Below are 12996 nucleotides of genomic sequence, written 5' to 3'. Positions count from 1 at the left end.
AACATGTAGAGGATTAAACAGATGAGCAAAATTAGACTAGATGTTCTACTCGTAGAACGGAATTTAATTGAAACCAGGGAAAAAGCTAAGCGAGCAGTAATGGCAGGTTTAGTTTATTCTGAGCAAGAGAGATTAGATAAGCCTGGGATGAAAGTAGATGAAGATATCCCCTTAACTATAAAAGGTAAGTTAATTCCATATGTAGGAAGAGGTGGATTGAAGCTAGAGAAGGCTTTGAAAGTGTTTTCTTTAGATGTTCGTGATAAAATTATGATGGATATAGGATCTTCAACGGGAGGTTTTACGGACTGTGCACTCCAATCAGGCGCAAAGCTTTGTTATGCAATTGATGTCGGCTATAATCAATTAGATTGGAAACTCCGAAATGACCCCCGTGTAGAAGTAATGGAGAGAACTAATTTTCGGTATGTAACCGAAGATATGTTAAGGAAAGGACGACCGAATTTTGCTTCAATTGATGTTTCCTTCATTTCTTTAAAACTAATTCTTCCTGTTTTAAAGAATTTATTAGTAGCTAATAGCGATACTGTAGCATTAATTAAACCTCAATTTGAAGCAGGAAGAGAACAAGTTGGGAAAAAAGGTATTGTCCGGGATAAAAAAGTGCATGTGGAAGTTTTACAAACGATACTCACATTCGCTAAAGACGAAGGATTTGAGCTATATGGGTTAACATACTCACCGATTACTGGTGGGGACGGTAATGTAGAATTTTTAGTTCATCTAGGCTGGGAAAAAGAGGAAAGTGGAAAGTCCATTGAAGAACTGAATCCCGAATTTGTAGTCAATGAAGCTCATTCAGACTTAAAATCAGCACAGAATACATGAGTTAAAGGACTACTATTCGTAGTCCTTTTTAATTAAAATGGGGGTGCAATATGAGTAAGATTCAAAGACATATAAAGATAAGAGAGTTAATTACTGAAAATGATATTGATACACAAGATGAATTAGTTGATCGATTAAAAAATTTAGGTTATAACGTTACGCAGGCTACTGTTTCTAGAGATATAAAAGAATTACACCTTGTAAAAGTGCCTACTTCAGGCGGGAAATATAAATACAGTTTACCTGCTGACCAACGTTTTAATCCGCTTGATAAATTAAAAAGACTAATAATGGATGCTTTTGTAAAGATTGATCATACTAGTCACTTTATCGTATTAAAGACGTTACCAGGAAATGCGCATGCAGTTGGAGTACTTATTGATAACTTAGATTGGGACGAGATAATGGGTACTATTTGTGGAGATGATACTTGCCTAATAATTTGTCGCACTGAAGAAGATACTACGATCATTAAAGACCGCTTTATTAATATGCTTTAAGGAAACAGGGGTGAACATATGCTAACTGAATTATCGATTCGTAACTTTGCGATTATTGACCATGTTACACTCACCTTTCGAGAGGGCCTTACTGTCTTGTCTGGCGAAACTGGAGCAGGTAAATCCATTATAATTGACGCAATACAATTACTCGCAGGTGGACGAGCTTCTGTTGATTTTATTAGACACGGTGAAGATAAAGCAGAGATAGAAGGTTTATTTTCAATTGAATCAAGCTCTCATCAAATATATGCAATCGGAAAACATTACGGGGTAGAAATTCATGATAATGAGGTAGTGCTCCAAAGACTAATAACGGCTTCAGGAAAAAGCATTTGTCGTGCAAATGGTAAGTTAGTTACACTTGCAATATTAAAGGAATTCGGTAAAACATTAATAGATATTCACAGTCAGCATGAAACTCAGTCTTTAATGGAACCTGATAATCATATTGAGCTATTGGACTTATACAATCGAGATAATATTGAAGAAGTTAAAGTAGAATATTTAACTCTATTTGAGAAATTAGAAACTTTGAGAAAAAGATATAATGAATTAAATGAAAACGAGCAAGAAATGGCACAAAGACTGGATTTATTAGAATTCCAATTAAATGAATTAGAGAAAGCAAATTTGGTACCAAACGAGGACGTAGATCTAGAGAAAGAGCGGAATCAGTTAATCAATTATGAAAAAATATATAAGGGTGTAATGGAAGCATATAATGCTTTATATGGTGAACAAAAAGGGCTGGAATGGTTAAGTATTGCACAAAAATCATTAGAAGAAATTAGCCATTATGATGAAGAAATTGAAAAAAGCTCTGAAGCATTATCGAACCATTTTTATATGATGGAAGATTTAACTTATGAGCTAGGCAATTTCTTAGAAGCTTTGGAATACGACCCAGATCGGTTAAACGAGATTGAGTCTAGATTATCAGAGATTAGCCGTTTAAAGAAGAAATATGGTTCATCAGTAAGTGATATAATTGAATATATGGGGTCAATTGAAGAAGAGATTGAACAAATTAAAAATAAAGATTCTCATCTTCAAAAATTAGCAAGTGAAATAGAAGAAATTAAACTAGATGCTTTCCTTGAAGCGAAGCAATTACATGCTTTACGTAAAGAAGCCGCAAGTAAACTAATTCAAGAGGTCCAAGATGAATTAAAGGATCTATATTTAGAAAAAGCTTCTTTCTCCGTACAGTTCACACCGGAAAATGTTGTGGAGAATGCAACTTTGCACAAAAATGGCATTGATCAAATCCGTTTTCTTATTTCAACGAATGTTGGAGAGCCTTTAAAAGAAATCCATAAAGTTGCATCTGGAGGAGAGCTTTCTAGAATTATGTTAGTACTTAAAAAGTTATTTGCTAAACATCAAGGGGTTACTAGTGTTATTTTTGATGAAGTAGATACTGGGGTAAGTGGAAGGGTTGCGCAAGCAATTGCAGAAAAAATATACCAAATATCCAATGATTCTCAAGTTTTATGTATTACACATTTACCACAAGTGGCAGCAATGGCAGATACTCACCTGTTTATAGAGAAGAATGAAATGGGAAATCGTACCATTACTCAAGTTGCAGAATTAACGGAAACAGAACAAATAAATGAATTAACGAGAATGATGACAGGTACTAAAATTACAGAAACCGCAAAAGAACATGCAAAAGAGCTTCACACATTAGCACAAAGTTTTAAAACTAAAGTTATTGTAAATAACTAAAATATGAAAGCTGTCCAAATAGGTAATTATGAAGGACAGCTTTTTTAATTTACATATTTTGTAAAGGAAATGATAAGCAGGTTTTCTTATCTTTTCCCGGTTTAAAAAAGACCATTAAAGGTCAAATTAGAAGTACAGATAAAAATTTATGGTATGGGTTTAGGAACAAGGAGAGTGGACATTTGTGAAGCATATAGACAAAATTCGTATCATTACAGGAGTTTTACTACTACTCACATTGCTAATTGTTCCTTTATCGACCCCTATACAAAATTATTTTACCATTCCCAATAAAATAGTTACGTTTCAAAATCAATTCCCTCTAAAGGTTCCCAACCTAGGTAATTCTGTTAAAGTCCATGCTTCAGCAATTGATAATTCCGAAGCAGTAAATGCATCTAGTTTTACTTTTACTGAACCTGGAGATAGTCAGTTGTTTTACTCCGTTATGGGTGTACCGATAAAAAAGGTAGATGTATCGGTATTAAAAGATGTTAAAGTAATTCCTGGTGGACAATCAATTGGCGTGCAATTGCAAACTTTAGGAGTGTTAGTTGTTGGACATCATTTGGTAAATAGTGATAATGGTACACTTTCTCCAGGTGAAGAGGCTGAAATTAAAGTAGGCGATGTCATTATGGAAATAAATGGGCATAAAATTGAGGAAATGAAGGATGTTAAACCGATTGTAGAAGAAGCAGGCAAAAATTCTGAAGCTTTAAATGTTAAAGTGAAACGAGGTAATGAAACATTTAATACGGAATTAAAGCCTGTACTAGATAAAAAAGAAAATGAATTTCGAATTGGTTTATATATTCGTGATTCTGCAGCGGGTATTGGTACAATGACATTCTTTGAACCAAAATCAAAAAAATATGGTGCGCTAGGACATGTCATTTCAGATATGGATACGAAAAAACCTATTGAGATTCATGACGGGACAATTGTTAGATCAACTGTGACATCAATCCAAAAGGGAAATAACGGAACACCCGGGGAAAAGCAAGCAAAATTTTCAATTAGAGAAAATAAAATTGGCTCTATTACAAAGAATAGCCCGTTCGGAATCTTTGGAAAGCTTAATGAATCAATTGAGAATGGAAAATATGACCAACCAATGCCTATTGCACTGTCGCATGAAGTGAAAGAAGGACCTGCTAAAATATTAACCGTAATAGACGGTGAAAAAGTTGAAGAATTTGATGTAGAAATAGTTAGTAGTGTCCCTCAAAAAACTCCTGCAACAAAAGGGATGGTAATTCAAATTACCGATAAAAAATTGTTAGAAGCAACTGGTGGTATTGTACAGGGGATGAGTGGTAGCCCGATTATTCAAAACGGAAAGGTTATTGGCGCAGTTACGCATGTATTCGTTAATGATCCAACAAGCGGGTATGGAGTTCATATTGAATGGATGCTTCAAGATGCAGGAGTAGATATTTATAAAAAGGAAGAAAAACAAGCAAGTTAATAAATGTGGATTTGAGTCTGTGCTTATGCGCAGGCTCTTTAAATTTATATTATGAAAGTAAATATTTTTCGACAAACCATTATTTTATATGTCGTTTTTAATCGAATTGTAACGAAAACGAAAGAAAAACAAAGCAAATTAAAGAAAAGATAAAAAAAGGCAAAGTTTTTTTAAAAAAAGAAGGATATTTTGAAGTTTTGTCGAATACATAGAGTGGACATTTAGAAATACCTTAAAGGAGGAACATTTGTGGATAAGATTTCAATATGTTTAGTAGATGACAACAGAGACTTAATTAATTTAATGGAGGAATTTTTTGAGGATCAACCTGATATAGAGGTTGTTGGCACAGCATATAACGGTAAAGATTGTCTTTCATTAGTAGAAGAAAAGAAACCAGACGTTTTAGTACTAGATATTATTATGCCTCATGTAGATGGACTTGCCGTTTTAAATATGCTTAGAGAGAAGGGCAAATCTAATAATGATCCACATGTAATTATGTTAACTGCTTTTGGTCAAGAAGAAGTAATGAAAAAAGCTGTAGACCTAGGGGCATCATATTTTATTTTAAAACCATTTGATTTAGAAAATCTTGCTGATCAAATTCGTCAAGTAAATGGAAGAAGTGTATTATCTAGTCGCTCAAATACAGGTATGAAAAAGGAAAGAAGGAAGAAGGACCTAGAAGCAAGTATTACTAATATTATTCATGAAATTGGTGTTCCAGCTCATATAAAAGGATATATGTATTTGCGTGAAGCAATTACAATGGTATATAACGATATTGAATTATTAGGTTCTATTACTAAAGTCTTGTATCCAGACATTGCAAAGAAATTCAACACGACTTCATCTCGTGTTGAACGTGCGATTCGTCATGCTATTGAAGTTGCATGGAGTCGCGGTAATATCGATTCTATCTCTGCTTTATTTGGATATACCGTAAGTATTTCAAAAGCAAAACCGACAAATTCAGAATTTATTGCTATGGTTGCAGATCGACTGCGCCTGGAGCATAAAGCAAGCTAAAAGTAAAAAAATTACTGTATGGTTAGATACAGTAATTTTTTGTTTTTATTCTTCATCTTCAAACAATCTATAGAGGGATTGTACTGCTTAATTTAAATCTCCAGCATCAATTCCAAACATCAGAAGAACCTTGCTTATTCATTTTTATTTCAACAATAGCTGAAATAAGGGCAGGGATAGCTTTTTTGTATAATACCAATCGTATTCATCATACCTTCGCCTACTATCAAAATAGTGCTAGTCCATGCTTTAGAGTTACAGTACCAGGTTGTAACTCTTTTCTTATTCTTTTCTATTACTCGCACTTCATTTTCCGGAGTAAATTGCCTATCCTGATGATAACGGATAGATACTTTTCATGAATTATACCCTCTTCGTAAGTTTCAATTATTTATTATTTATCATGATTGCCATTCTTTTCAGCCTGTTTTTTACGATCGCGATAAATAATAAAGCCCCCTAAAAATGCTAAGCCTCCAATGAAAAGTAATAATCCTATACTAAATTGGATACCGGCATGGATAAAAATCGGATGAAATTCATCGAATAAGGTATCCCGCATTAGTTTAATACCAATTGCGGCTATAATGCCGGGAATAAAAATAACTAATACTGCAACTAATCTAATCATTTTTTCTCCTTTATAGGTAACATAAAAACAGTTTCTTATATAGGTCAATAGTATACCAAAATATGAATAATAGATAAAATTTTTAATTTGCCATATTTCAAAATCTACCGTATGATAGAAAGGGAAGTTGAAAAAGGCATCAAAAATAGCAAGAAAAGCGCAATATTTTTTAATATTTAAAAAATATTTTTTATTTGAAACAAAAATAAAGCGCTTACATTTCCTATAAATAGGGATTTTGTATTATAATGAAAAAGTGGTATTTTTTAATCCATATTAATGCTATTGCATTTAGCGTCAAAAAGCTTATTAATTAAGCGATTTAGCTGTGATCAAATAAACAACTTTTTATAGAACTGAGGAGGAAATGAAATGGAAATTTTCAAAGACATGGAAGTATATGATTATGAGCAACTTGTTTTTTGCCAGGATAAAAATTCAGGTTTAAAAGCAATAATTGCAATTCATGACACAACACTAGGTCCAGCACTTGGTGGTACAAGAATGTGGACATACGCTTCTGAAGAAGAAGCTATTATTGATGCAATGCGTTTAGCAAAAGGAATGACATATAAAAATGCTGCTGCTGGATTAAATTTAGGTGGAGGAAAAACGGTCATTATTGGTGATCCTCGAAAAGATAAGAACCCAGAAATGTTTCGTGCATTTGGAAGATATATCCAAGGTTTAAATGGTAGATATATAACTGCGGAAGATGTTGGAACAACTGTTGAAGATATGGATTTAATTCATATGGAAACTGACTTTGTTACTGGAATATCTCCTGAGTTTGGTGCTTCAGGTGACCCATCACCAGTAACTGCTTATGGTGTTTATAAAGGAATTAAAGCTGCTGCTCTTGAAGCGTATGGAGATGATTCTTTAGAAGGTAAAATAGTTGCGGTACAAGGTGTTGGAAGTGTAGCATTTACACTATGTGATTATTTACATAAAGAGGGCGCGAAATTGATTGTAACAGATATTAATAAAGCAGCTGCTAATCGAGCAGTAGAAGCTTTTGGCGCGACTGCAGTAGACCCAAATGATATTTATGATGTTGACTGTGATATCTATGCTCCATGTGCACTTGGTGCAACGATTAACGACGAAACAATTTCTCGTTTGAAGGCAAAAGTAGTGGCTGGTTCTGCAAATAACCAATTAAAGAGTACAGAACATGGTGATATTTTGTTCGAAAAAGGTATTGTATATGCTCCGGATTATGTTATTAATGCAGGTGGAGTTATAAATGTTGCGGACGAGTTAAATGGGTATAATCAAACGAGAGCAATGAAAAAAGTCGAAGGGATTTATGATAGTTTACTTAAGGTTTTTGAAATCTCAAGAAGAGATAACATCCCAACATATATGGCAGCAGATAGACTGGCAGAAGAACGTATTGAGTCAGCTAGGAAATCAAGAGGACAATTCTTATTAAATGGACTACACACATTAAGTAGAAGGAAATAAGGAGGAGCATAAATGGCCGAGGAGTATGATTTAGTAGTACTTGGAGGCGGTACAGGTGGTTATGTAGCTGCTATCCGTGCTTCGCAACTTGGTATGAAAGTTGCCGTCGTAGAAAAAGGAGAACTAGGTGGTACATGCTTACATAAAGGCTGTATACCGTCTAAGTCATTATTGAGAAGTGCTGAAGTTTATAGGCAAACAAAAAACGCTCATGAATTTGGAGTAACGACAGCAAATGTGGAACTGAATTTTAACCGAGTTCAAGAAAGAAAAGCAGATATTATCAATACACTTCACAAAGGTGTTCAGGCTTTGATGAAAAAAGGTAAGATTGATATTTTTCATGGTTATGGAAGAATTCTAGGCCCAAGTATTTTCTCACCTCTACCAGGTACCATTTCGATTGAATATGAAAATGGTGAAGAAAATACGATGATTGTACCGAAATATGTATTAATCGCAACGGGTTCAAAACCTAAGTCACTTCCTGGCTTAGAAATAGATGGAACCTTTGTGATGAGCTCTGATGAAGCGCTAGAAATGAAAGATTTACCAGAATCAATCCTAATTATCGGTGGTGGAGTAATTGGGATTGAATGGGCTTCTATGTTAGCTGATTTTGGAGTAAAAGTAACTGTTATTGAATATTTGGATCAAATTTTGCCTACCGAAGACGCTGATATTGCAAAAGAAGTAGAGAAGCAATTAAGTCGTAAGGGAGTCAAATTTGTAAAAGGTGCAAAGGTTCTTCCAGATACTCTTACTAAAGAAAATGGTGTAACAATTGAAGTGGAAATTGGTAGTTCTATTCAAAATTTTGATGCAGAGAAAATTCTAGTATCTGTTGGACGCCAAGCAAATACAACTAATATCGGATTAGAAAATACAGATATTGCTATAGATAAAGGGTTTATTCAAACATCTAGTTTCTACCAAACAAAAGAATCACATATCTATGCTATAGGTGATGTTATTGGTGGAATGCAATTAGCGCATGTAGCTTCACATGAAGGAATCGTTGCAGTAGAACATATGGCAGGAAAAAAACCAGAAACCCTAAACTATGATAATATTCCAGCTTGTATTTATGCTAATCCAGAAGCTGCTAGTGTAGGGTTAACAGAGAAACAAGCAAAAGAAAAGGGCTATGATATAAAGGTCGGCAAATTCCCGTTTAAAGCAATTGGGAAAGCGTTAGTTTATGGTGAGTCAGAGGGCTTTGTCAAAATCATCATGAATAAAGATAATGAGGATCTGCTTGGTGTACATATGGTCGGTCCCCATGTAACGGACATGATTTCAGAAGCTGGACTTGCTAAAGTATTAGATGCCACTCCGTGGGAGATAGCTCATAGTGTTCATCCACATCCTACACTTTCTGAAGTGATGGGTGAGGCTGCGCTTGCAATAGAAGGATTACAAATTCATGGATAAAAAGTGATGTATTTTAAATTAAAGGGAGGGACTCTTATGGCAACAAACCGTCATGAAGAACTTGGTTTGTCCAATACCGAAGTATTGGACATGTACAAAACGATGCTTCTTGCTAGAAAACTTGATGAAAGAATGTGGTTATTGAATCGTGCAGGAAAAATCCCTTTTGTTATTTCTTGCCAAGGCCAAGAGGCTGCACAAGTAGGGGCTTCTTTTGCATTAAATCGGAAGGAAGATTATGTAGCACCTTATTACCGAGATATGGGAGTTGTACTTGCATTTGGTATGACTGCGAAAGAATTAATGTTGTCAGCTTTTGCAAAAGCTGAAGATCCAAATTCTGGTGGTAGGCAAATGCCAAGTCACTTTGGACAAAAGAAAAACCGTATTTTAACAGGTTCATCTCCTGTAACAACTCAAGTACCACATGCTGTGGGTGTAGCATTGGCTGCAAAAATGGAAAATAAGAGCTTAGTTTCTTTCGTTACTCTAGGTGAAGGTTCATCTAACCAAGGAGACTTCCATGAAGGTCTGAACTTTGCTGGAGTTCATAAATTACCTGTTATTACAATGGTAGAAAACAATAAATATGCTATTTCTGTACCAGTTGAAAAACAATTAGGAAATCAAAAAGTATCTGATAGAGCACTTGGTTATGGTATGCCAGGCTATACAGTTGATGGAAATGATCCACTAGAAGTGTATAAAGTAGTTAAAGAGGCTAGAGAACGTGCTGTAACTGGTGACGGTCCAACACTAATTGAAGCAGTATCTTATCGATTGACCGCTCACTCAAGTGATGATGATGACCGTGCTTATCGTAATCGTGAAGAAGTGGAAGAAGCGAAGAAGCTTGATTCCATATTTACATTTACAAACTATTTAAAAGATGTTGGAATCCTAACAGATGATTTAGAAGCTGAAATTACGAATGAAATAAATACAATTGTAAATGAAGCAACGGACTATGCAGAGAATGCTCCATATGCTAATCCAGAAGATGCTTTAAAATATGTATATGAAGAAAAGTAGGGAGGGGTAATAATGCCAGTTATGTCTTATATACAAGCTGTCACGACTGCTTTACGCGAAGAAATGCAGCGTGATGAGAAAGTATTTGTATTAGGTGAAGACGTTGGTAAAAAAGGTGGCGTTTTTAAGGCTACAGAAGGATTATATGATGAATTTGGAGAATACCGTGTATTAGATACACCTCTAGCAGAATCAGCTATTGCTGGTGTTGGTATTGGTGCAGCCATGTACGGTATGCGACCTGTTGCGGAAATGCAATTCGCTGACTTTATTATGCCAGCAGTTAATCAAATCATTTCAGAAGCTGCAAGAATTCGCTATCGTTCAAATAATGACTGGAACTGTCCAATTGTTGTTAGAGCTCCTTATGGTGGAGGGGTACATGGTGCTTTGTATCATTCACAATCCGTTGAAGCTATATTTGCAAATCAGCCAGGATTAAAAATTGTTATGCCTTCAACACCATATGATGTAAAAGGATTACTAAAAGCAGCAATTAGAGACAATGACCCTGTTCTATTTTTTGAGCATAAACGTGCTTATCGCTTATTAAAAGGTGAAGTACCAGAAGATGATTATGTACTTCCAATTGGTAAAGCAGATGTGAAACGGGAAGGTTCAGATATCACTATTATTACGTACGGATTATGTGTTCATTTTGCCCTACAAGCTGCAGAGAAATTAGCAGAAGAGGGAATTGATGCACATATTTTAGATTTACGTACCATTTATCCGTTAGATAAAGAAGCAATTATTGAAGCTGCGAAAAAGACAGGAAAAGTTTTATTAGTAACAGAGGATAATAAAGAAGGTAGTATTATTGGTGAAGTTGCAGCAATCATAGCAGAAAATTGTTTATTTGATTTAGATGCGCCAATTCAAAGACTAGCAGGACCTGATATACCGGCAATGCCATATGCGCCAACAATGGAAAAATTCTTCATGATGAATCCAGACAAAATTGAAAAGGCTATGCGCGAACTGGCAGAATTTTAAATAGATAGGAGGGAAATCTATGGCATTAGAAAAAATTACGATGCCCCAACTTGGGGAAAGTGTAACAGAGGGTACAATAAGTTCTTGGCTTGTAAAAGAGGGTGACCATGTTAATAAATACGACCCAATTGCGGAAGTCATGACAGATAAAGTAAACGCTGAAGTCCCTTCTTCCTATACTGGGACAATCAAGGAGCTTGTAACTAAAGAGGGAGAAACCGTCTCGGTTGGAGAGCTAATTTGTTACATTGAAACGGAAGCAGGAGATTCAGTAGAATCCGTTGCTTCTGAAAAAGTGGAAACGGTAGCTTCTTATCGTAATGTAGAAGAATCGGTTGATCAATCCATGAAAAAACGTTATTCTCCAGCTGTACTTCGAATGGCTCAGGAAAATAATATTGATTTAGAACAAGTGGCTGGAACTGGTCGTGGTGGAAGAATTACCCGTAAGGATATTGAAAATATTATTGCAACGGGTCAAATTCCTACTGATAATCAGACTCGTACTCTACAAGTAAATAATGACCAAAAAACTATGTCTACTTCTTCTGCACCACAAGTAGCTCACCCTACTTCGCAAGCTGGAGATATTGAAATTCCTGTAACGGGTGTAAGAAAGATAATAGCTCAAAACATGGTTCGTTCTAAGACGGAAATACCTCACGCATGGATGATGGTAGAAGTGGATGTAACGGATTTAGTTAGTTATCGAGATAAAATTAAAAGTAAGTTTAAACAATCTGAGGGATATAATCTAACGTACTTTGCATTCTTTGTAAAAGCTGTTGCTCAAGGGTTGAAAAAATTCCCACAATTAAATAGCACATGGGCAGGGGATAAAATCATTCAACGAAAAGATATTAACTTATCCATTGCAGTAGCAAAGGATCAAGAATTATTTGTTCCAGTTATTAAGAATGCTGATGAAAAGAGTATAAAAGGGATAGCTAGAGAGATTAATGAATTAGCTTTAAAAGCTCGGACAAATAAACTAAGTGCAGATGATATGCAAGGTGGTACGTTTACTGTTAATAACACTGGGTCATTTGGATCCGTTCAGTCGATGGGAGTAATTAACCATCCACAGGCAGCAATTTTGCAGGTTGAATCAATAGTGAAAAAACCGGTTATCATTAATAATATGTTTGCAGCAAGAGATATGGTAAATCTATGCTTATCGCTTGATCATCGTATTTTAGATGGGTTAGTTTGTGGTCAGTTCTTAGCCTATGTCAAAGAGACATTAGAAAATATGAATGAAAATACGGTACAAGTGTATTAGAACAAGCTTTATAGATTGAATTTTACTAGCAAACTTGATAACCTATATGTTAGGTAAGAATAAACTTAACATAAAGGGGTGGCTTATATGGATTTTAATTTATTTATGAATGATATCGTTGATGCTGCACGTAAAGATATAACTGAAGCTGGGTATGAGGAGCTTAGAACACCAGAAGAAGTAGATGCTGCTTTAAATCGGGAAGGGACCACACTAGTTATGGTTAACTCTACTTGTGGTTGTGCTGGCGGGGTTGCCCGACCTGCAGCGGCTAACGCGATTCACTTTGATAAGCGTCCAGATCATTTAGTGACAGTGTTTGCAGGACAAGATCGAGAGGCTACGGAGAAAGCTCGTACATATTTTGAAGGGTATCCTCCTTCATCACCTTCTTTTGCTTTTTTAAAGGATGGTAAAATTGTAACGATGCTTGAACGTCATGATATTGAAGGCCATAGTGCTATGGAAGTTATATCAAAGCTTCAAGAGATCTTTGACAAACATTGTGAAGAAGTATAAGAAAGAACAAAATAAGGCTGTCCTATTACTTTAAGGTCAGTCTTAT

The 12996-nt window shown here is 35.3% G+C and carries 12 protein-coding genes; 11 read left to right on the top strand and 1 reads right to left on the bottom strand.

The window, feature by feature from the left end:
• Nucleotides 1-21 precede the first annotated feature (21 nt).
• The 5 genes from AB1K81_RS06100 (at nucleotide 22) to spo0A (ending at nucleotide 5586) form a co-directional block, all read left to right on the top strand.
• Complete coding sequence (locus tag AB1K81_RS06100; RefSeq protein ID WP_412975739.1) at nucleotides 22-849, top strand: TlyA family RNA methyltransferase; 828 nt, start codon at nucleotides 22-24, stop codon at nucleotides 847-849.
• Between the two features lie 50 nt (nucleotides 850-899).
• Nucleotides 900-1349 (top strand): transcriptional regulator AhrC/ArgR, encoded by a 450-nt coding sequence (gene ahrC / locus AB1K81_RS06095; protein ID WP_412975738.1) that lies wholly within the window; start codon nucleotides 900-902, stop codon nucleotides 1347-1349.
• Between the two features lie 18 nt (nucleotides 1350-1367).
• Entirely contained in the window at nucleotides 1368-3083 is a 1716-nt protein-coding gene (recN, locus tag AB1K81_RS06090) for a DNA repair protein RecN (RefSeq protein ID WP_412975737.1), read from the top strand.
• Between the two features lie 184 nt (nucleotides 3084-3267).
• A complete protein-coding gene (gene spoIVB / locus AB1K81_RS06085) occupies nucleotides 3268-4554 on the top strand; it encodes a SpoIVB peptidase (protein ID WP_412975736.1) in 1287 nt (428 codons plus the stop codon).
• A 249-nt stretch (nucleotides 4555-4803) separates the two neighbouring features.
• Nucleotides 4804-5586: a sporulation transcription factor Spo0A gene (spo0A, locus tag AB1K81_RS06080; RefSeq protein WP_412975735.1), complete on the top strand. Its 783-nt coding sequence runs from the start codon at nucleotides 4804-4806 to the stop codon at nucleotides 5584-5586.
• A gap of 394 nt (nucleotides 5587-5980) precedes the next feature.
• Here spo0A and AB1K81_RS06075 read toward each other — a convergent pair whose 3' ends face one another.
• A complete protein-coding gene (locus AB1K81_RS06075) occupies nucleotides 5981-6217 on the bottom strand; it encodes a DUF2627 family protein (RefSeq protein WP_412975734.1) in 237 nt (78 codons plus the stop codon).
• A gap of 372 nt (nucleotides 6218-6589) precedes the next feature.
• On the opposite strand from AB1K81_RS06075, the gene AB1K81_RS06070 reads away from it, so the two are divergent.
• The 6 genes from AB1K81_RS06070 (at nucleotide 6590) to AB1K81_RS06045 (ending at nucleotide 12950) form a co-directional block, all read left to right on the top strand.
• Nucleotides 6590-7687 (top strand): Glu/Leu/Phe/Val family dehydrogenase, encoded by a 1098-nt coding sequence (locus tag AB1K81_RS06070; protein ID WP_412975733.1) that lies wholly within the window; start codon nucleotides 6590-6592, stop codon nucleotides 7685-7687.
• Between the two features lie 12 nt (nucleotides 7688-7699).
• On the top strand, nucleotides 7700-9121 hold the full coding sequence (gene lpdA / locus AB1K81_RS06065; protein ID WP_412975732.1) for a dihydrolipoyl dehydrogenase: 1422 nt from the start codon (nucleotides 7700-7702) through the stop codon (nucleotides 9119-9121).
• Between the two features lie 36 nt (nucleotides 9122-9157).
• Nucleotides 9158-10153 (top strand): thiamine pyrophosphate-dependent dehydrogenase E1 component subunit alpha, encoded by a 996-nt coding sequence (locus tag AB1K81_RS06060; RefSeq protein ID WP_412975731.1) that lies wholly within the window; start codon nucleotides 9158-9160, stop codon nucleotides 10151-10153.
• 12 nt (nucleotides 10154-10165) lie between these two features.
• The gene (locus AB1K81_RS06055) at nucleotides 10166-11149 is read left to right on the top strand and encodes an alpha-ketoacid dehydrogenase subunit beta (RefSeq protein ID WP_412975730.1); all 984 of its coding nucleotides are present in this window, start codon (nucleotides 10166-10168) and stop codon (nucleotides 11147-11149) included.
• Between the two features lie 19 nt (nucleotides 11150-11168).
• The gene (locus AB1K81_RS06050) at nucleotides 11169-12431 is read left to right on the top strand and encodes a dihydrolipoamide acetyltransferase family protein (RefSeq protein ID WP_412975729.1); all 1263 of its coding nucleotides are present in this window, start codon (nucleotides 11169-11171) and stop codon (nucleotides 12429-12431) included.
• Between the two features lie 87 nt (nucleotides 12432-12518).
• Nucleotides 12519-12950 (top strand): BrxA/BrxB family bacilliredoxin, encoded by a 432-nt coding sequence (locus tag AB1K81_RS06045; protein ID WP_412975728.1) that lies wholly within the window; start codon nucleotides 12519-12521, stop codon nucleotides 12948-12950.
• The last annotated feature ends 46 nt before the right edge of the window (nucleotides 12951-12996 follow it).

The sequence above is a fragment of the Ornithinibacillus jepli genome, from assembly GCF_047228935.1.
Taxonomy (GTDB): domain Bacteria; phylum Bacillota; class Bacilli; order Bacillales; family Amphibacillaceae; genus Ornithinibacillus.
This window is presented reverse-complemented; position numbering and strand designations above follow the sequence as displayed.

Coding starts and splice junctions, on each gene's coding strand:
- AB1K81_RS06050 (WP_412975729.1), top strand. CDS start 11,169: ATGGCATTAGAAAAAATTACGATGCCCCAACTTGGGGAAAGTGTAACA.
- AB1K81_RS06045 (WP_412975728.1), top strand. CDS start 12,519: ATGGATTTTAATTTATTTATGAATGATATCGTTGATGCTGCACGTAAA.
- AB1K81_RS06070 (WP_412975733.1), top strand. CDS start 6,590: ATGGAAATTTTCAAAGACATGGAAGTATATGATTATGAGCAACTTGTT.
- lpdA (WP_412975732.1), top strand. CDS start 7,700: ATGGCCGAGGAGTATGATTTAGTAGTACTTGGAGGCGGTACAGGTGGT.
- recN (WP_412975737.1), top strand. CDS start 1,368: ATGCTAACTGAATTATCGATTCGTAACTTTGCGATTATTGACCATGTT.
- ahrC (WP_412975738.1), top strand. CDS start 900: ATGAGTAAGATTCAAAGACATATAAAGATAAGAGAGTTAATTACTGAA.
- AB1K81_RS06100 (WP_412975739.1), top strand. CDS start 22: ATGAGCAAAATTAGACTAGATGTTCTACTCGTAGAACGGAATTTAATT.
- AB1K81_RS06055 (WP_412975730.1), top strand. CDS start 10,166: ATGCCAGTTATGTCTTATATACAAGCTGTCACGACTGCTTTACGCGAA.
- AB1K81_RS06075 (WP_412975734.1), bottom strand. CDS start 6,217: ATGATTAGATTAGTTGCAGTATTAGTTATTTTTATTCCCGGCATTATA.
- AB1K81_RS06060 (WP_412975731.1), top strand. CDS start 9,158: ATGGCAACAAACCGTCATGAAGAACTTGGTTTGTCCAATACCGAAGTA.